Below are 19,122 nucleotides of genomic sequence, written 5' to 3'. Positions count from 1 at the left end.
TCGACCCCTGGAGTATTCCCCTTGGCAAGCGTCGCCGCAGGCTACCTGCCGATCCTCTTGTTCCTCTTGATCGCCCTGGGTCTGTCCACGGCGTTCGTCGTGCTGCCGATGATCGTTTCGCGGCTCACGGGTTCGCATAAGCCGGACCCTGCGAAGCTCAGCGAATATGAGTGCGGCTTCCCGGCGTTCGAAGACGCGCGGGCCGAGTTCGACGTGCGCTTCTACTTGGTCGCGATCCTGTTCATCGTCTTCGATCTTGAAGCGGCGTTCCTGTTCCCCTGGGCGGTCAGCCTCGACTTCACCAAGTGGACCGGATGGACCGCGATGGTCCTCTTCCTGATCGAGCTTGGCCTTGGCCTTGCTTACGCCTGGAAGAAGGGAGCGCTCGAATGGGAGTAATGCTCCGCCCCAGCGAAGACCCGATGCCGACTGAGGAAGAGCTTGCTCGCCTGGCCGGTCTGGTCCCCGGGGACATCGACAAGAAGCATCTCGAGGAACTTCGCCGGAACCTCGACGAGAAGGGGTTCATGGTCACGACGGCTGAGGACCTGTTCACCTGGGCACGTACCGGCTCGTTGTGGTGGATGACCTTCGGCTTGGCCTGCTGCGCGGTCGAGATGATCCATGTAAACATGCCGCGCTACGACCTTGAACGGTTTGGCGCCGCGCCGCGCGCGAGCCCGCGTCAGTCGGATGTGATGATCGTCGCCGGCACGCTGTGCAACAAGATGGCGCCGGCGCTGCGCCGGGTTTACGACCAAATGTCGGAGCCTCGCTACGTCATCTCGATGGGCAGTTGCGCCAACGGCGGCGGCTACTACCACTACAGCTACAGCGTCGTTCGCGGCTGCGACCGGATCGTGCCGGTCGACATCTATGTGCCGGGCTGCCCGCCGACTGCTGAAGCACTCTTGTACGGAATCCTACAGCTTCAGCGGAAGATTCGCCGGGAAGGGACGATCGAGCGCTAATGGCCGTCCAGCTCGCAACTCACGTGCCGAAGATGGCTTCGGACGCCGGCGTAACCGACGCTGCGCGGAAGGCGCTTGGCGACTCACTTCTCGATGCCGTCGAGCATGTCGGCGAGATCACGCTGACCGTTCAGCGCGATGCGATCGTTGATGTGTGTCGGGCCCTGCGCGACACGCCGGGCCTGGAATATCAGCAGCTGATGGAGATTGCCGGGGTCGATTACCCCGAGCGGCCCGAGCGGTTCGACGTCAATTACTGCCTGCTGTCGCTGACCAGGAACCGGCGCATCAAGGTGAAGGTCACGACCGACGAGGCGACCCCGGTGCCCAGCGTGACGGGCCTTTGGCCGGTCGCGGGCTGGCTAGAGCGCGAGGTGTTCGACATGTACGGCGTGCCGTTCAGCGGCAATCCGGACCTTCGCCGCATCCTCACAGACTATGGTTTCGAGGGGCACCCATTCCGCAAGGATTTCCCGCTGACCGGCCATGTCGAGCTGCGTTATTCGGAAGCCGAGAAGCGCGTAGTTTACGAGCCGGTCTCCCTCCCGCAGGACTTCCGCACGTTCGACTTCCTGATGCCGTGGGAAGGCCCGGAATATCATCTGCCCGGGGATGAGAAGGCGACCGCCGAGGCGGCTGGCGCGCCGTCGCCCGCACCGGCGCCGAACGCTCCTTCTCCCAAGAGCGCGAACCCGAAAGCAGAGGCAAAGACGCCGAAGACGACCGAGACGCCAGCCCAAACCGGCGGCGGCACGCCGGCCGATGCCCAGGCGACCAAGGAAGCGCGCAAGCCGCGCGCGGCTAAGGCGGCAAGCGAAGTCAGCAAGAAGCCGAAAGCCAAGAAGCCGTGACCGATACCCGCACTGATCTTCACCCCAGGAAGCGGCGCGTCGAGGTCGAGGTCGGCGCAGGCGGGCAGGGCGCCGCGCTCGGCCACCCGTGCGATCCCGGCGACGAGGCGATCAGCAATTACACGATCAACTTTGGCCCGCAGCACCCGGCCGCGCACGGCGTGCTTCGCCTGATCATGGAGCTCGACGGCGAGATCGTGGAGCGGGTGGATCCGCACATCGGGCTGCTCCACCGCGGCACCGAGAAGCTGATCGAGTACAAGACCTACGCGCAGGCGCTGCCTTATTTCGATCGCCTCGATTACTGCTCGCCGATGTGCATGGAGCATAGCTTCGTTCTCGCGGTCGAGAAGCTGATGGGCCTCGAGATCCCCATTCGCGCCCAGTACATCCGCACGTTGATGGCGGAGCTAACCCGCATCTCCAACCACATGCTGAACCTTGGCAGCCACATCATGGATGTGGGCGCGATGACGCCAAACTTGTGGATGTTCGAGGTGCGCGAGGACACACTCCAGTTCTACGAGCGCGCGTCCGGGGCGCGCATGCACGCAAACTACTTCCGCGTCGGCGGTGTCCGCTACGACCTGACCGAGAAGATGCTCGTCGACCTCGGCGACTTCCTCGACAACCGGCTGAAGCTGTTCGAAGACGCCGTCAGCCTGGTCGCCGACAACCGCATCTTCAAGCAGCGTAACGTCGACATCGGCACGGTCAGCAAGGAAGACGCTATTCGCTGGGGCTTTTCCGGCCCGATGATCCGCGCGGCCGGCATTCCGTGGGATATCCGCCGCTCGCAGCCGTATGAAGTCTATGATCGCATGGATTTCGAGATTCCGGTCGGCACCAACGGCGACTGCTACGACCGCTTCATGGTCCGCGTGGAGGAAGTGCGGCAGTCGGCGAAGATCATGCGTCAGTGCCTGAAGGAAATGCCGAAGGGGCCGGTCGGCAGCGAGGACCGCAAGGTATTCCCGCCGTCGCGCGCCGAGATGAAGACCTCGATGGAGGCGCTCATTCACCACTTCAAGCTCTACACCGAAGGCTATCACGTGCCGGCCGGAGAAGTGTACGTCGCCACGGAGAGTCCCAAGGGCGAGTTCGGCGTCTATCTCGTCGCCGACGGCACCAACAAGCCGTACCGGTGCAAGATCCGCCCGACCGGCTTCTCGCACCTCCAGGCGATGGACTTCATGATGAAGGGCCACATGCTCGCGGACACGACTGCCGTGCTCTCCGCCATCGACATCGTCTTCGGAGAGGTGGATCGCTAATGGCCGGCCAGGCAGGCATTCTCGACAGCCCAGAGCAGCGCGCCCGGTGGGAAGGTTTCCAGTGGACGGACGCGCATGCGAAGCGCGCCCGGGAGATTATCGCCCAATATCCGGAAGGCCGGCAGGTCTCAGCGGTGATACCGTTGCTTGATCTCGCTCAGCGTCAGGTTGGGGCAGAGACGAACACCCAAGGGTGGTTGCCTATCCCCGTGATGGAGTTCGTCGCGAAGGAGCTCGACACCTCGTACATACGCGTGCTCGAAGTCGCGACCTTCTACACCATGTTCAACCTAGAGCCGGTCGGCCGTTTCCACGTGCAGGTGTGCGGGACGACGCCGTGCATGCTGCGCGGGTCCGACGACGTCTTCACGGCGTGCTCGAAGCGCGGCCTCAAGAAGGGCAAGACTACCGATGACGGCCTGTTCACGCTGACGGAGGTCGAGTGCTTGGGCGCCTGCGCCAACGCGCCGATGGTCCAGATCAACGACGACAATTACGAGGACCTGACCGAGGAGAGCATGGGCAAGATCCTCGACGCGCTCGCCGCCGGCCAGACGCCCAAGCCGGGCCCACGGGTCGATCGCCAGACGAGCTGCCCCGAAGGCGGCCCGACCACGCTGAAGAAGATGGCCGAGCGCAACTACGATTATCGCCCGCAGTGGACCGCCACCGCCGGACTGGTCGGGGAGGGCGCGCAATGATCGGCGTTATCATCGCCATCGTGATCGGCATCCTGCTCCTCGGCATCGTGCTCAAGATCCTGAAAATCGCAATCATTGTCGCGTTGTGCGTCGGCATCTTCATGTTAGCGCAGAACAAGCTTGGCCGGAACAACGACCAAGGGCGGATCAAATGACGATTCTAGCCATCCTCGTCGCCGTTGTGCTTGCCTTCCTGGCGTTCCGGTTCGTCGCCGGCATCACGAAGTTCGCGGTGCTCGCGCTGGTTGTTCTGGTGGCGCTGTTCATCGCGCATCAGTCGGGGGCATTCTGATGGGCTACACCGGGCCGCTGGCGGACAAGGACCGCATCTTCACCAATGTGTACGGCTTCCAGGAGCCGTGGCTGAAGGCCGCGAAGGCGCGCGGGGATTGGGACGATACGAAGGGACTCATGGCCATCGGCCAGGATGCCATCATCGATAAGGTGAAGGCGTCGGGCCTGCGCGGCCGCGGCGGCGCGGGCTTCCCAACCGGCATGAAGTGGGGCTTCATGCCCAAGGAGCCGAAGCCCGGAAAGCCCAACTTCCTCGTCATCAACGCCGACGAGTCAGAGCCCGGTTCGTGCAAGGACCGCGAGATCATCCGTCACGATCCGCACAAGCTGATCGAGGGCGCTCTCATCGCCGGCTTCGCGATGCGGGCACGTGCCGGCTACATCTACATCCGCGGCGAATTCATCCAGGAATCCCGCGTGTTGGAGCGCGCCGTTGCCGAGGCGTATGATGCCGGGTTGCTTGGCAAGAACGCAGCTGGCGCCGGCTACGATTTCGACCTCTTCGTCCACCGCGGCGCCGGCGCCTACATTTGCGGTGAAGAAACGGCGATGCTCGAAAGCCTCGAAGGCAAGCAGGGCAAGCCGCGCCTGAAGCCGCCGTTCCCGGCCGGCGCGGGCCTCTACGGCTGCCCGACGACGGTCAACAACGTCGAGAGCATCGCGGTCGTCCCGACGATCCTCCGTCGCACGCCGGAATGGTTCGCCAGCATCGGCCGCGAGAAGAACGAGGGCACGAAGCTGTTCCAGCTGTCGGGCCACATCAATACGCCGTGCGTCGTCGAGGAATCGATGAGCATCCCGTTTCGCGAGTTGATCGACCGCCACGGCGGCGGCATCCGTGGCGGCTGGGACAATCTGCTTGCGGTGATCCCGGGCGGATCGTCGGTGCCGCTGGTGCCGGCTGCAGAGATTATGGACGCGCCGATGGACTTTGACGGGCTGAAGGCGCTCGGTTCGGGCCTCGGCACCGCTGCGGTCATCGTCATGGACAAGTCGACAGATATCGTCCGCGCGATCAGCCGTATCAGCTATTTCTACAAGCACGAGAGCTGCGGCCAGTGCACGCCGTGCCGCGAAGGCACCGGCTGGATGTGGCGCATGATGGAGCGCCTGGGCGAGGGCGATGCCGAAGTCGCCGACATCGACAAGCTGCTCGACGTCACCAAGCAGGTCGAAGGCCACACCATCTGCGCGCTCGGCGACGCCGCCGCATGGCCGATCCAAGGCCTTGTCCGCCACTTCCGCCCAGAGCTGGAGCGCCGCATCGCCGAGCGCACCGCCCGCGGCATGCTGGAGGCGGCCGAGTAATGCCCAAGGTCATCGTAGACGGCGTCGAGATCGAGGTCCCGCAGGGCGCGACCGTGCTCCAGGCTTGCGAGCTTGCGGGCAAGGAGATTCCGCGCTTCTGCTATCACGAGCGGCTGTCGATCGCCGGCAATTGCCGCATGTGCCTCGTCGAAGTCGCGCCCGGCCCGCCCAAGCCGCAGGCGAGCTGCGCACTTCCGGCTGCCGACGGCCAGACGATCCGCACCGACACGCCGATGGTGAAGAGGGCGCGCGAAGGGGTGATGGAGTTCCTGCTCATCAACCACCCGCTCGACTGCCCGATTTGCGACCAGGGCGGCGAGTGCGACCTGCAGGACCAAGCGATGGCCTACGGCCGCAGTGGCTCGCGCTACGAAGAGAATAAGCGCGCGGTCGACGACAAGTACATGGGCCCGGTCATCAAGACGTCGATGACCCGCTGCATCCAGTGCACGCGCTGCATCCGGTTCTCGGAAGAAGTCGCCGGCGCCGAAGAGATTGGCATGCTCTACCGCGGCGAGGACAGCCAGATCACGACCTACCTTGAGCGCACGATTCACGGCGAACTGGCGGGCAATCTCGCCGACGTCTGCCCGGTCGGTGCGCTGCTGCAGAAGCCGCAGCTATTCGAGCAGCGGCCGTGGGAGCTTCGCCGCGTGGCCGGCATCGACGTGATGGACGCGGTCGGATCGAACATCCGCCTCGACGTCCGCCAGAGGCAGGTGATGCGCATCCTCCCGCGCATCAACGAGGACGTGAACGAGGAGTGGATCAGCGACAAGACGCGCCATCACGTGGACGCGCTGGTACGCAACCGCCTCGACCGCCCGTGGGTGCGCGAAAAGGGCAAGCTGCGCGAGGCGAGCTGGACGGAAGCGCTCGACATCTTCGCCAAGCGACTGATCAAAGCCGGTTCGAAGGTCGCGGCGATTGCCGGCGACCTGCTCGACGCGGAGACGATGTACGCGGCGAAGAAGCTCCTAGAGACGCAGGGTTCGACGCTGCTCGAAGGGCGCCAGACGGGGCTGAACTACGACGTCACCAGCCTCTCCGCTGTCGCGTTCAATTCGACCATCGCGGGCATCGAAAATGCCGACGTAATCCTTTTGGTCGGATCGAACATTCGCTGGGAAGCCCCGCTAATCGCCACCCGTGTCCGCAAGGTCGCGCGCAAGGGCGGCAAGATTTTCGGCATTGGGCCGCAGATCGACCTCGGCATGAAGGTTGAGTGGCTCGGCGACGACCTCAAGCTGCTCGGCAAGCTGCCGAAGCAGGTGAAGGACGCATTCGCCGCGGCCCAGCGGCCAGCGGTCATCGTCGGTGCCGGCGCGCTGGCGGCTGGCGGGCTTGGCGCGGCGCTCGGGTTGGTTCAGCCGATGAACCTCGTTCGCGAGGGCTGGAACGGTTTCAACGTCCTGCATACCTCCGCGTCGCGCATGGCATCGCTGTTGCTCGGCTATGCGCAGGCGGGTGGACTAGCCGATGTCGAAGCGGCTGATCCGCACCTCGTGCTACTGCTCGGCGCGGACGAAGTGGCCGCGGACAAGTTCAAGCGGGCATTCAAGGTCTACATCGGCCATCACGGCGACAATGGCGCGCGGATGGCGGATCTCGTCCTGCCCGGCGCTACATATGCCGAGAAGCATGGCACCTACGTCAACACCGAGGGACGGGTGCAGCGCGGCGAAAAGGCTGCCTTCGTGCCGGGCGAGGCGCGCGAAGATTGGACGATCCTTCGCGCGGTGTCGCAGCTTGCGGGCGCGACGCTGCCGTTCGACAACTTCGACCAGCTTCGCAGCCGGATGATCGCGGAATATCCGCAGCTGGGACGCGATGGCCTCATCGATCTGTCGTGGTCGCCGCCGAAGCTCGCCGCCAAGGCTGAGGGCACGATCCGCTATCCGATCGGCGACTTCTTCCTGACCAACGCGATCACCCGCAACAGCCCGACGATGCGTACCTGCTCCGACGAGTTGATCCATGGCGTCGAAGTCCGGGAGGCCGCGGAGTGACCGAGACCTTCCAGCGCTGGGGCCTGAATTATGATTGGTCGTGGTTCATCGCCACAATAATCGGCATCCTCGTTATCGCGCTTCCGCTGATGCTGGCGGTGGCCATGATCATCTATGCCGAGCGCAAGATTTGGGCGGCCATCGCGCTTCGCCGTGGTCCGAACGTGGTCGGTCCGTGGGGCCTGCTGCAAAGCTTCGCCGACGGCCTGAAGGTCTTCCTGAAAGAGACCATCATCCCAACCAGCGCGAACAAGGGCCTGTTCCTGATCGCGCCGATCGTGACCTTCACAGTCGCGCTGATCGTCTGGGCGGTGGTGCCGTTCGCTCCGGGCGTGGTGCTCGCCGACGTCAATGTGGGGCTGCTCTACATCCTCGCCGCCAGCTCGCTCGGCGTTTATGGCGTGATCGTCGCGGGCTGGGCGTCCAACTCGAAATATCCCTTCTTCTCGGCTCTGCGCGCAGCTGCGCAAATGGTGAGCTATGAAGTCTCGATTGGCTTCGTGCTGATCTGCGTCGTGCTCTACGCGGGCACGTTCAATCTGAGCCAAATCGTCGTCGCGCAGACGGGCCACGGGTTCGGCATCGTCAACGCTTATGCGTTCAACCTGTTGCTTTTCCCGATGTGGGTGGTCTTCTTCATCAGCTCGATGGCCGAGACCTTCCGTACGCCGTTCGACCTGGTCGAGGCGGAGAGCGAACTCGTCGCCGGCCACCAGACCGAATATTCGTCGATGAGCTTCGCGCTTTTCTGGCTCGGCGAATATGCCAACGTCATTCTGATGTGCGCGCTCAACGCCATCCTGTTCTGGGGCGGCTGGCTGCCGCCGGTGAACTGGGCGCCGCTTTACTACGTGCCCGGCATCGTCTGGCTGTTAATCAAGATGTGCCTCTTCTTCTTCATGTTCGGTTGGGTGAAGGCGACGGTGCCGAGGTACCGCTATGACCAGCTGATGCGGCTCGGCTGGAAGATATTCCTGCCCTTGTCGCTTGTCTTCGTTGTCCTCGTTTCCGGGTGGCTGATGCTTACGCGATATGGAGCCGGCGCATGAAGCACTGGCTCAAATCCTTCACGCTCTGGGAGTTCGTTCGCGCGCACGCGCTGACGTTGAAGTATTTCTTCAAGCCCAAAGCGACCATCAACTATCCGTACGAAAAGGTCCCGCAGAGCCCTCGCTTCCGTGGGGAGCATGCGCTGCGCCGATATCCGAACGGCGAAGAGCGCTGCATCGCGTGCAAGCTGTGCGAGGCGATCTGCCCGGCGCTCGCCATCACGATCGAGGCCGAACCGCGCGAGGACGGCAGCCGCCGGACCACGCGCTACGACATCGACATGGTGAAATGCATTTACTGCGGACTGTGCGCCGAAGCCTGCCCGGTGGACGCCATCGTCGAGGGCCCGAATCTCGAATTTGCGACCGAAACCCGTGAGGAATTGCTCTACGACAAGGGCAAGCTTCTCGCGAATGGCGACAAATGGGAGCAGGCGATTGCCGCGAACCTTGCCGCCGATGCCCCCTACCGATAAGCGCGCCGCAACAGGGTCCCCCGCTTGATTGCCACCATCGCCTTTTACCTATTCGCGTTCTTCACCATCGCGCCTGCGGTGGCGGTCATTTTTGCGCGCAATCCGGTTCACAGCGTGCTTTGGCTGATCCTCGCCTTCTTCAACGCGGCGGGGCTGATGCTGTTGCTCGGCGCAGAGTTCATCGCGATGCTCGTGGTGATCGTCTACGTCGGCGCCGTCGCGGTGCTGTTCCTGTTCGTGGTCATGATGCTCGACATCGATTTCTCGCAGTTGAGGTCGGGCTTCACGCGTAACCTCCCGTTCGGGATCATTGTCGCGCTGGTGCTGCTGGCCGAGGTTATCGTCGCGATCAGTGCGTCGCGCGCCGGGCCGGTGATCAGCGGTCAAGTCATCCCGGCCGCTAAGCAGCCGAACATCGTTGCGCTCGGACAGCTGCTGTATAGCCGCTACCTCTATCCGTTCGAAATTGCGGGTCTGATCCTGCTCGTTGCGATGATCGGCGCGATCGTACTGACTCACCGCCAGCGTCGCGACACGCGCCCGCAGAATATCTCGAAGCAGGTCCGTCGCCGGCCGGAGGATGCTACCAAGAACGTCAACCCTGGAGTGGGCGAGGGGATGAAGCTGTGATTTCGCTTGCCCATTATCTGACCGTTGGCGCGATCCTGTTCACGATCGGCGTGCTCGGCATCTTCCTCAACCGCCGCAACGTCATCCTGATGTTGATGGCGATCGAACTCATCCTGCTCGCGGTGAACATCAATCTGGTCGCTTTCTCGGCTTATCTCGGCGACCTCACGGGTCAGGTGCTGGCGATGTTCGTGCTGACGGTCGCTGCTGCCGAGGCAGCGATCGGGCTTGCGATCCTGGTGATCTTCTTCCGCCGCCGCGGCTCAATCGCGGTCGATGACGCGACAAGGATGCACGGCTGATGCATCCGCTTCTTTTCATCGTCTTTCTGCCGCTGCTGGCCGCGATCATCGCCGGGCTGTTCGGCCGTTGGATCGGCAAGACGGCCGCGAAGGTCGTGACGACCGGATCGCTGTTCATCGGCGCATTTCTCAGCTGGCCGATCTTCTTCTCGTACATTACCGGCGGCGCGCAGCCGATCGTCGTCCCTGTCCTGACCTGGATCCAGTCGGGCACGCTCAACGTCGACTGGGCGCTCCGGGTCGACAGCCTTACCGCCGTCATGCTGGTTGTCGTGACCAGCGTGTCGAGCCTCGTGCATCTCTACAGCTGGGGATACATGGAGGAGGATCCGAGCCAGCCTCGCTTCTTCGCCTACCTCTCGCTGTTCAGCTTCGCGATGCTGATGCTGGTGACGGCCGACAGCCTTGTGCAGATGTTCTTCGGCTGGGAAGGCGTCGGCCTCGCATCCTACCTGCTGATCGGATTCTGGTACCATAAGCCCAGCGCCAACGCGGCCGCGCTGAAGGCCTTCGTCGTCAACCGTGTCGGCGACTTCGGCTTCAGCCTTGGCATCTTCGGCACGTTCCTCGTGTTCGGCACTGTGTCGATCCCGGCGATCCTCGCTGCGGCGCCCGGCATGGCCGGCTCGACCATCGGCTTCGCGGGCATTCGCGCCGACACGATGACGGTGCTCTGCCTGCTGCTGTTCGTCGGCGCGATGGGCAAGTCGGCGCAGCTGCCCCTCCACACTTGGCTTCCGGACGCGATGGAGGGTCCGACCCCAGTCAGCGCGCTCATTCACGCGGCGACCATGGTCACCGCCGGCGTCTTCATGGTCTGCCGCCTGTCGCCGATGTTCGAGCAATCGGCGACCGCCTCGCACGTCGTCACCTATGTCGGTGCCGCGACCTGCATCTTCGCCGCGACGGTCGGCTGTGCGCAGAACGACATCAAGCGCGTGATCGCTTATTCGACCTGTTCGCAGCTGGGTTACATGTTCTTCGCGGCGGGCGTCGGGGCTTACGGGGCGGCGATGTTCCACCTGTTCACGCACGCCTTCTTCAAGGCGCTGCTGTTCCTCGGCGCCGGCTCGGTCATTCATGCGATGCACCACGAACAGGACATGCGTTACTATGGCGCACTGCGGAAAGAGATCCCGATCACCTTCTGGGTGATGGTCATCGGCACGCTGGCGATCACCGGGGTCGGCGTTGAAGGCTTCGGTTTTGCCGGCTTCTGGTCGAAGGACGCGATCCTGGAGAACGCCTGGGCGAGCGGCTCAGTGTCGGGCACAATCGCTTTCTGGATCGGCGCGCTCGCAGCGCTTTTAACAAGCTTCTACAGCTGGCGGCTCATTTTCCTAACCTTCTTCGGCAAGCCACGCTGGGCAGCTTCGGAGCATGTCCAGCACGCGCTTCACGGCGATCATGCCGATCATCCCGACGTAGAGCATGGCGACAGTGCGCACGACGCCTATGCCGTGCCGGCGACGGGCACCGGCGGTTACCACCCGCACGAAAGCCCGCTGCCGATTCTCATCCCGATTGGCCTGCTGGCGGTCGGCGCGGCGCTCGCCGGCCAGATGTTCCACGGTGCGTTCGTCGACGCAACGACGGCGCCCGAATATTGGCGCGGCGCTGTGGCATTCAGCGAGCATCTCGCGCACGCCGCGCATGAGTCCTCGGAATGGGTGAAGCTGACGCCGACCATCGTTATGCTGATCGGACTGCTGATTGCCTACAACAATTACATGCGGAACCCGGAAGCGCCGGCGGCCTTCGTCGCGACCTTCCCAAAGGTTTACCAGTTCGTTGCGAACAAATGGTATTTCGACGAGCTGTTCAACTTCCTGTTCGTCCGTCCGTCCATGTGGCTTGGCCGCCTGTTCTGGCACCGCGGTGACGAGAAGACGATTGACCGGTTCGGCCCGCATGGCGCCGCTTATGCGGTCGGGATCGGCAACCGCGTAACCTACCGCGTCCAGAGCGGTTTTCTCTATTCTTATGCGCTCGTGATGCTGCTGGGGCTGATCGGCGCCGCGAGCTGGGCGATCTGGTGGGCCAAGTGATCCAGTCGCACTTGCTGACCATCCTGATTGCGATCCCGCTCCTCGGAGCGGTCGTCGCGCTGTTCCTCAGTGCCAATGGCGCGCGCTGGGCTGCGCTCATCACGACGCTGCTCGATTTCGCGCTGAGCATTTACCTGTGGCAGGCCTACGATCCGAACGGGGCGCAGTGGCAGTTCGTCGAGAATCAGGACTTCGGCGGCGGCATCGTCACTTGGGCGCTGGGTATCGACGGCATCGCGCTGACGCTGATCGCTTTGACCGCCTTCCTCATGCCGATCTGCATTGGCGCCAGCTGGCGCTCGATCGAGAAGCGCGTCCCCGAATACATGGCCTATTTCCTGCTGATGGAGGCGCTCATCATGGGCTCCTTCGCGGCCCAGGACCTGTTCCTGTTCTACATCTTCTTTGAAGGTGGCCTGATCCCGATGTATTTCATCATCGGCATCTGGGGCGGCGCCGAGCGCATCAAGGCCAGCTACAAGTTCTTCCTCTATACGCTGTTCGGATCGGTGCTGATGCTGATCGCCATGCTCTACATGTCGAGCACGGCGCACACGTCGAACATACCGGCGCTGATGGCCTACGACTTCCCTAAGGAAACGCAGACCTTCCTGTTCCTGGCCTTCCTGGCGAGCTTCGCGGTCAAGCTGCCGATGTGGCCGGTTCACACCTGGTTGCCCGACGCGCACGTGCAGGCGCCGACGGCGGGCTCGGTTATCCTCGCTGGCGTGCTGCTGAAGCTCGGTGGCTACGGTTTCATCCGCTTCTCGCTGCCGATGTTCCCCGACGGTTCGGCGCAGTTCATTCCGCTGATGTTCGTGCTCAGCGGTGTCGCCGTCGTCTACACCAGCCTCGTCGCACTCGTGCAGCGCGATATGAAAAAGCTGATCGCTTACTCTTCGGTCGCGCACATGGCCTTCGTCACTTTCGGTCTGTTCGCCATGAACCGGCAGGGAATCGAGGGCGCAATGCTGGTGATGCTCGGCCACGGCCTGGTGTCGGGCGCACTCTTTCTGTGCGTCGGCGTCGTCTACGATCGCCTGCACACACGGGAGATCGAGAAATACGGCGGTTTGGCCAACAACATGCCGGGTTACGCGTTGCTCTTCATGGTGTTCACCATGGCCAGCGTCGGCCTTCCGGCGACAAGCAACTTCGTTGGCGAATTCCTGAGCCTGATCGGCACCTATCGCGCGTCGAGCTGGGCCGCGATCGTCGCCACGACCGGCATTATCCTCGGCGCGGCCTACATGCTCTATCTCTACTGGCGCATCTGCTTCGGCGTCGCGCGCACGCCCGAGGCGGCCGAGATGAAGGATCTCGACGCCCGCGAATGGTGGCTTCTCGCGCCGATCGCCGTCGCGGTCTTCTGGATGGGCATCTATCCGGAGAGTTTTCTCCGTCCCATCCGCGCCGATGTCGGCCGACTCGAGCAGCGACTCGATCGCGTCGCGCCGGCCGGGGACTCGCATTTGACGCTCGGCAAGGGCGCCTCGCATGGCGCTGAGCATATGGACCACGGAGCAACGCACTGATGGGCCGCTTTGCCGCCATCCTTCCCGAGATGATCCTGTCGACGGGTGGCATCATCCTGATGATGGTCGCGGCATTCACCGGCCGTCGCGGCTCGACGCTGGTGAGTTGGCTCGCGGTGGCGCTGTTGATAGGCGCAACGGTCGCCCTCATCGGCGCGCCGTCCCACGCCGGTCCGGTGTTCGACGGCCTCGTCGCAGCGGATCTTTTCGCAAGCTTCGGCAAGGCGATCATGTTCCCGGCAGCGGCGATCGCCATCATCATGGCGCACGGCTGGTTCGAACAAGGAACCGAGCACAGCAGCGAATATGCCGTGCTGATCCTATTCAGCACGGTCGGCATGAGCGTAATGGTCTCGGCCACGAGCTTGATCTCGCTCTACGTCGGCCTCGAGTTGCAGAGCCTCGCCGCCTACGTGCTCGCTTCATACCGACGCACTGACGAGAGATCGGCGGAAGCAGGCTTGAAATATTTCGTCCTCGGCGCACTGGCGAGCGGCATCCTGCTCTACGGCATCTCACTGCTCTACGGCTTCACCGGCACCACGAATTTTAACGGCATCGCCGCGGCGTTCGGGCGCGGCGCTCCGTCGCTCGGCTTGCTGTTTGGTCTCGTGTTCGTTCTCGCCGGCCTCGCGTTCAAGGCGAGCGTCGTGCCGTTCCACATGTGGACGCCGGACGTCTACGAAGGCGCGCCGACGCCCGTCACCGCCTTCTTCGCTTCGGCGCCCAAGGTTGCGGCCGTCCTGCTCGCCACGCGCGTTTGCCTGGAAGCCTTCGCGCCGGCGACAGACGCCTGGCGCCAGATCGTCATCTTCGCCGCGCTGGCTTCCATCTTCCTGGGGGCCGTAGCCGCGTTCGGACAGACCAACATTAAGCGGTTGCTCGCCTACTCGTCGATCAACAATGTTGGCTTCGCGCTGATCGGACTCGCGGCGGCGGGGCCGGCTGGCGCCTCGGCGGTGCTGTTTTACATGGCGGTCTACATCGTCATGACTCTCGGCGCGTTCCTCTGCGTTCTGTGGATGCGCGACGAGCAGGGACGGCCGGTCGAAGCGATCGAAAGCCTGGCCGGACTATCTCAGAGCCGGCCCGCGCTGGCGACGGCCTTCGCGATCTTCATGTTCAGCCTCGCGGGCATTCCGCCGCTGTTCGGCTTCTGGCCAAAGCTGATGGTGTTCCGCGCGGCAGTCGACAGCGGCTATGTTGCACTCGCCGTGGCCGGCATCCTTGGGACCGTCGTCGGCGCTTATTACTATCTGCGCATCATCAAGATCATGTACATGGATGAGCCGAAAGCCGCTTATGCGCGCGTCCGACAGCCTATTCAGGGATTGCTGATCCTGTTGGCCGCGCTCGTCGTTTCGCCGCTTGGCTATCTGTTGATCGGCCCGCTCGGCTCGATCACCCAGCGAGCCGCGGGGGCGCTCTTCTGAGTCGCATCCGGATCGTCGAGCGCACCGGTTCGACCAACGCCGACCTGCTTGCCGACAATAGTGCTGCCGAGGGCGACTGGCTGGTCGCCCTCGAACAGCGGGCGGGGCGCGGGCGCCAGGGACGCGAGTGGGTCTCAGCCAGCGGAAATTTCTACGGCAGCACAATCGTCCAGCTGCGAGAGGCCGATCCACAGCCGACGACGCTGTCCCTGGCAGCGGGCATGGCCCTGATCGAAGCAATTGACGTGGCAATTCCCGACCAGCCGCTCATGCTCAAATGGCCGAACGATCTTCTGCTCTCGGGCAAGAAGGTCTCCGGTATCCTCCTTGAACGCAGCGGGGACCGAGTCGTCGTCGGCTTCGGCGTGAACCTCGCCACGGCCCCGTCGCTTTCCGACCGGCCGAGCGCGGCATTGCCTGGCGAAATTAAGCCCGAGGTTTTCGCGCCGCTCCTCGCGGGCAGCTTTGCCCGGCTTCTACATCTTTGGCGGACCAACGATGGACCGATGCTGATCCGCGCGTGGGAACAGCGCGCGCACCTTCACGGCACCAAGCTGACCGTTCACGTCAGCAAGGACGAAATTGCCAGCGGTCGCTTCGGCGGGCTCGACGCTGAAGGAGCGCTCCGACTGCTGCTCGACGATGGATCGACGGAGGTGATCCGGGCGGCAGACGTATTCCTCGGCTAAGAGTCACGCGCGCATAATTTTACTGCCGCCTGAAACCTGTTACGGGCCCGGCATCGTCGCGACCGAGTCCAACGCGTATCTGGCGAGATGTATTCCGCTAACGGCCGATTCCGACGTCGGCACCGGTCCCGCCGGCCGGATCCTTCACGGGAGGCAGCCCCATGCCATTCATCACCACCGCCGACGGTACCGAGATCTTCTACAAGGATTGGGGTCCCAAGGACGCGCAGCCGATCGTCTTCCATCACGGCTGGCCGCTCAGCGCGGACGACTGGGACAATCAGATGATATTCTTCCTCAACGAGGGGTATCGGGTAATCGCGCACGACCGGCGCGGTCACGGACGCTCGACACAGACCGATACCGGCAATGACATGGATACCTATGCGGCGGACATGATCGAGCTCGCTCGCGCGCTCGACCTTCATCACGCGGTCCATATCGGCCATTCAACGGGCGGTGGCGAAGTCGCGCACTACGTCGCGCGCGCCGAACCAGGCCGGGTCGCCAAGGCCGTGCTCATTGCCGCCGTGCCGCCGATCATGCTGAAGACGGAAGCGAACCCGGGCGGCCTGCCGCTCGAGGTGTTCGATACTTTCCGCCAAGGGACTGCCGCCAATCGTGCGCAATTCTATCTCGATATCGCGTCGGGGCCTTTCTACGGCTTCAACCGCACGGGCGTTCAACCAATTCAGGGCACGATCGATAATTGGTGGCGGCAGGGCATGATGGGCGGCATCAAGGCTCATTACGACTGTGTGAAGGCCTTCTCTGAAACCGACTTCACCGAGGATCTGAAGGCGATCGACGTTCCGGTGCTCGTCATGCACGGCGATGACGACCAGGTCGTGCCGTATGTGGACTCTGCGCCGCTGACTGTTCAATTGCTGAAGGACGGTCGCCTGAAGACCTATCCCGGCTTCCCACACGGCATGGCGACGACCCATGCCGACGTCATCAATCCCGACCTGCTCGCCTTCATCCGTGGCGACGAAGTCGGTTTGAATAACGAGGAAGCGCCAACACTCCTCGCCGAGCCGCTGCCGGCATGAGTGACGCGCGGACAGATATCTACGCCACGCGCGCGGCGCAGATCTTTCCGCGCCTGAGTGATGACGACATTGCGCGGCTCTGCCGGTTTGGCGAGCCGCGCTCCTATCGTGCCGGCGAATATATCGTTCGTACCGGCGAAACCGGGCCGGGCTTGATGCTGATCATGTCCGGCCAGGTCGAAGTAACGCGCAGCGAAGGCGGCGAGCGAAAGCAGATCGTCGTGCACGAACGCGGCAACTTCATGGGTGAGCTCGCGCAGCTTTCGGGCCGTCCTTATCTCGTCGATGAGCAAGCACTGACCGACGTCGAAGCCGTGGCGATCGCGCCCGACCGGTTGCGTGCCTTGCTGATAGCAGAGGCGGATCTCGGCGAACGGATGATGCGCGCGTTGATCCTTCGCCGGGTTGGTTTGATCGAAGCGGGGGCGGGCCCGATCATCGTTGGCGATGAAGCGAATGCCGACGTCCTCCGCCTCGTGAACTTCCTGAGACGGAACGGGCACCCCTATCAGCAGCTCAACCCGGGCGAGGATTCGTGCGCGCAGACATTGGTTGAGCGCTTCAACGTCAGCGAGGATGAGCTGCCGATCGTCCTTTGCCCGTCTGGACAATTGTTGCGTAACCCGACCGAGTCGCAGCTTGGGCGCTGCGTCGGTCTAGTCGGACCAGTGGACGGCAATAAGCTCTACGACGTGGTCGTGATCGGCGCAGGCCCGGCGGGCCTCGCGACTTCAGTTTACGCAGCTTCAGAAGGCCTATCGGTGCTGGCAGTCGATTGCCGGTCGTTCGGCGGGCAGGCTGGAGCCTCCGCTCGGATCGAGAACTATTTGGGATTTCCTACAGGGATCTCCGGCATGGCCCTGATGGGCCGTGCGTTCAGCCAGGCGCAGAAGTTCGGCGTCGAAGTGCTCATCCCCGACGAAGCGGTGAAGCTCGAGTGCGGCAACGATCCATGCCACCTGCAGCTCGCGACGGGCGAGCGCGCGCGGGCTCGGGCGGTCGTCATTGCGACGGGTGCACGCTACCGGCGGCTCGGCGTCGCGGGTCTTGAGGAATTCGAGGGCACGTCGGTACACTATTGGGCGTCACCGCTTGAGGCAGACCTGTGCGCAGACCAAGACGTCGCGCTCGTCGGCGGCGGAAATAGCGCCGGCCAGGCGACGGTTTTCCTGGCAAGCCGCGCTCGGCGTGTGACGCTCATCGCGCGCCGGCCGCTGGAAGAGACCATGTCGCAGTATCTGATCGAGCGAATCTCGGCGCAGCCCAACATCGATGTGGTCATCGGCTGCGAGATCTCCGCTTTGGAAGGCGCGAACGGAGTGCTCGATTCCGTGGCGTGGCGGGACCGCGGCTCGGGGTCGGTCACTGAGCGACCCGTGCGATATCTGTTCTCCTTCATCGGCGCCGAGCCGAACACCGACTGGCTTGAGGCTTCCGGACTGAAGCTCGACGCGCGAAAGTTCGTGCTGACGGGGGAGGATGTGGCCGACAATCGCCTGCCGCTGGAAACGAGTCGCAGCGGCGTATTCGCCGTCGGCGATGTCCGCGCCTGCTCCGTGAAGCGCGTTGCGGCGGCCGTGGGTGACGGCGCGCAGGTTGTCGCATCGATCCACGCCTATCTCGCGAAACAGCGAGAGCAGGAGGCCCAGGAAGCGCCGATCCGGGTGACCGTGCCCGCCTGACGCTTTGCGCGCCGAGCGAATACCCCTAAGGGCGCGCAATGCTGTTAGCGGTGGATGCCGGCAATACGAACCTCGTCTTCGCGCTTGTCGATCGCGGGACCATCAAGGCGCGCTGGCGGATTGCGACCGATCCGCGGCGGACGGCCGATCAATATGCCGTCTGGCTGCACCAGCTGCTGGAGCTCGAAGGTTATTCGAAATCCGACGTCAGTGCGGTGATCATCGGGACGGTGGTGCCGCGCGCGCTTCACAATCTCGAAGTGCTCGCCAGCAAATATTTCCACATCCAGCCACTGATTGCCGGTCACGGCAAGGCGGAGTGGCCGATAGAGCTCGACGTCGACGAGCCGCAAAATGTCGGAGCCGACCGCGCGCTCAACGTCATTGCCGCTCATGCCAAGCACTCTGGCGACCTGCTCGTCATCGACTTTGGCACCGCGACGACGTTCGACGTTGTCGGTCCAAGCGGCGCCTATCGCGGCGGCATCATTGCGCCCGGCATCAACCTGTCGCTCGACGCACTGGTGAGCGCAGCGGCAAAGCTTCCGCGTATCGCTATCGAAGCACCGGCCACGAATCGCGTCATCGGCCGCACGACCGAGAGCCAGATGATCATTGGCATCTACTGGGGCTATGTCGCGATGATCGAAGGGCTGACCGATCGCCTGAAAGCCGAGATCGGTTCGCCTGTTAAGGTGATCGCCACCGGCGGCCTCGCCACCTTGTTCGACAAGCACACCGACGTTTTCGACGCGATTGAGCCCGATCTCACCATCCAGGGGTTGAGTCTGCTGCACGACATGGCCACGCGAAGCTGA

The 19,122-nt window shown here is 63.5% G+C and carries 20 protein-coding genes; all 20 read left to right on the top strand.

Going from position 1 to position 19,122, the window contains the following annotated elements; translation table 11 throughout:
* The first annotated feature begins 21 nt into the window (after positions 1–21).
* The 20 genes from ABD704_RS02675 to ABD704_RS02580 all read left to right on the top strand — a co-directional run bounded on the left by ABD704_RS02675 (position 22) and on the right by ABD704_RS02580 (position 19,122).
* Positions 22–399: an NADH-quinone oxidoreductase subunit A gene (locus ABD704_RS02675; RefSeq protein ID WP_344698151.1), complete on the top strand. Its 378-nt coding sequence runs from the start codon at positions 22–24 to the stop codon at positions 397–399.
* Positions 315–971: a NuoB/complex I 20 kDa subunit family protein gene (locus ABD704_RS02670; protein WP_425565375.1), complete on the top strand. Its 657-nt coding sequence runs from the start codon at positions 315–317 to the stop codon at positions 969–971. The genes ABD704_RS02675 and ABD704_RS02670 overlap by 85 nt, the downstream gene beginning before the upstream one ends.
* Complete coding sequence (locus ABD704_RS02665) at positions 971–1,822, top strand: NADH-quinone oxidoreductase subunit C (RefSeq protein ID WP_425565374.1); 852 nt, start codon at positions 971–973, stop codon at positions 1,820–1,822. The genes ABD704_RS02670 and ABD704_RS02665 overlap by 1 nt, the downstream gene beginning before the upstream one ends.
* A gap of 110 nt (positions 1,823–1,932) precedes the next feature.
* Positions 1,933–3,096, top strand: a complete 1,164-nt coding sequence (locus ABD704_RS02660; protein WP_344700465.1) for an NADH-quinone oxidoreductase subunit D — start codon at positions 1,933–1,935, stop codon at positions 3,094–3,096.
* Entirely contained in the window at positions 3,096–3,797 is a 702-nt protein-coding gene (locus tag ABD704_RS02655) for a complex I 24 kDa subunit family protein (RefSeq protein ID WP_344698149.1), read from the top strand. The genes ABD704_RS02660 and ABD704_RS02655 overlap by 1 nt, the downstream gene beginning before the upstream one ends.
* Positions 3,794–3,952: a hypothetical protein gene (locus tag ABD704_RS02650; protein WP_344698148.1), complete on the top strand. Its 159-nt coding sequence runs from the start codon at positions 3,794–3,796 to the stop codon at positions 3,950–3,952. Before ABD704_RS02655 ends, ABD704_RS02650 begins: the two co-directional genes overlap by 4 nt.
* Positions 3,949–4,089 (top strand): hypothetical protein, encoded by a 141-nt coding sequence (locus ABD704_RS02645; RefSeq protein ID WP_344698147.1) that lies wholly within the window; start codon positions 3,949–3,951, stop codon positions 4,087–4,089. Before ABD704_RS02650 ends, ABD704_RS02645 begins: the two co-directional genes overlap by 4 nt.
* On the top strand, positions 4,089–5,399 hold the full coding sequence (gene nuoF, locus ABD704_RS02640) for an NADH-quinone oxidoreductase subunit NuoF (RefSeq protein ID WP_344698146.1): 1,311 nt from the start codon (positions 4,089–4,091) through the stop codon (positions 5,397–5,399). Before ABD704_RS02645 ends, nuoF begins: the two co-directional genes overlap by 1 nt.
* Positions 5,399–7,408: an NADH-quinone oxidoreductase subunit NuoG gene (nuoG, locus tag ABD704_RS02635; RefSeq protein ID WP_344698145.1), complete on the top strand. Its 2,010-nt coding sequence runs from the start codon at positions 5,399–5,401 to the stop codon at positions 7,406–7,408. Before nuoF ends, nuoG begins: the two co-directional genes overlap by 1 nt.
* A complete protein-coding gene (gene nuoH, locus ABD704_RS02630) occupies positions 7,405–8,457 on the top strand; it encodes an NADH-quinone oxidoreductase subunit NuoH (RefSeq protein ID WP_344698144.1) in 1,053 nt (350 codons plus the stop codon). Before nuoG ends, nuoH begins: the two co-directional genes overlap by 4 nt.
* The gene (gene nuoI, locus ABD704_RS02625) at positions 8,454–8,933 is read left to right on the top strand and encodes an NADH-quinone oxidoreductase subunit NuoI (protein WP_344698143.1); all 480 of its coding nucleotides are present in this window, start codon (positions 8,454–8,456) and stop codon (positions 8,931–8,933) included. Before nuoH ends, nuoI begins: the two co-directional genes overlap by 4 nt.
* A 24-nt stretch (positions 8,934–8,957) precedes the next feature.
* Positions 8,958–9,563 (top strand): NADH-quinone oxidoreductase subunit J, encoded by a 606-nt coding sequence (locus tag ABD704_RS02620; protein WP_344698142.1) that lies wholly within the window; start codon positions 8,958–8,960, stop codon positions 9,561–9,563.
* The gene (gene nuoK / locus ABD704_RS02615) at positions 9,560–9,865 is read left to right on the top strand and encodes an NADH-quinone oxidoreductase subunit NuoK (RefSeq protein WP_344698141.1); all 306 of its coding nucleotides are present in this window, start codon (positions 9,560–9,562) and stop codon (positions 9,863–9,865) included. Before ABD704_RS02620 ends, nuoK begins: the two co-directional genes overlap by 4 nt.
* Positions 9,865–11,913, top strand: a complete 2,049-nt coding sequence (gene nuoL, locus ABD704_RS02610; protein ID WP_344698140.1) for an NADH-quinone oxidoreductase subunit L — start codon at positions 9,865–9,867, stop codon at positions 11,911–11,913. Before nuoK ends, nuoL begins: the two co-directional genes overlap by 1 nt.
* Entirely contained in the window at positions 11,910–13,448 is a 1,539-nt protein-coding gene (locus tag ABD704_RS02605) for an NADH-quinone oxidoreductase subunit M (RefSeq protein WP_344700464.1), read from the top strand. The genes nuoL and ABD704_RS02605 overlap by 4 nt, the downstream gene beginning before the upstream one ends.
* Positions 13,448–14,881 carry an NADH-quinone oxidoreductase subunit NuoN gene (nuoN, locus tag ABD704_RS02600; protein WP_344698139.1) on the top strand — a complete coding sequence of 478 codons (1,434 nt, stop codon included), beginning with the start codon at positions 13,448–13,450 and terminating at the stop codon, positions 14,879–14,881. Before ABD704_RS02605 ends, nuoN begins: the two co-directional genes overlap by 1 nt.
* The gene (locus tag ABD704_RS02595) at positions 14,779–15,570 is read left to right on the top strand and encodes a biotin--[acetyl-CoA-carboxylase] ligase (RefSeq protein ID WP_344700463.1); all 792 of its coding nucleotides are present in this window, start codon (positions 14,779–14,781) and stop codon (positions 15,568–15,570) included. The genes nuoN and ABD704_RS02595 overlap by 103 nt, the downstream gene beginning before the upstream one ends.
* Positions 15,571–15,731: 161 nt before the next feature.
* Complete coding sequence (locus tag ABD704_RS02590; RefSeq protein ID WP_344698138.1) at positions 15,732–16,622, top strand: alpha/beta fold hydrolase; 891 nt, start codon at positions 15,732–15,734, stop codon at positions 16,620–16,622.
* Entirely contained in the window at positions 16,619–18,304 is a 1,686-nt protein-coding gene (locus ABD704_RS02585; protein WP_344698137.1) for an FAD-dependent oxidoreductase, read from the top strand. Before ABD704_RS02590 ends, ABD704_RS02585 begins: the two co-directional genes overlap by 4 nt.
* Positions 18,305–18,342: 38 nt before the next feature.
* Complete coding sequence (locus ABD704_RS02580) at positions 18,343–19,122, top strand: type III pantothenate kinase (RefSeq protein WP_344698135.1); 780 nt, start codon at positions 18,343–18,345, stop codon at positions 19,120–19,122.

The organism is Sphingomonas limnosediminicola, assembly GCF_039537965.1.
GTDB lineage: Bacteria > Pseudomonadota > Alphaproteobacteria > Sphingomonadales > Sphingomonadaceae > Sphingomicrobium > Sphingomicrobium limnosediminicola.
This window is presented reverse-complemented; position numbering and strand designations above follow the sequence as displayed.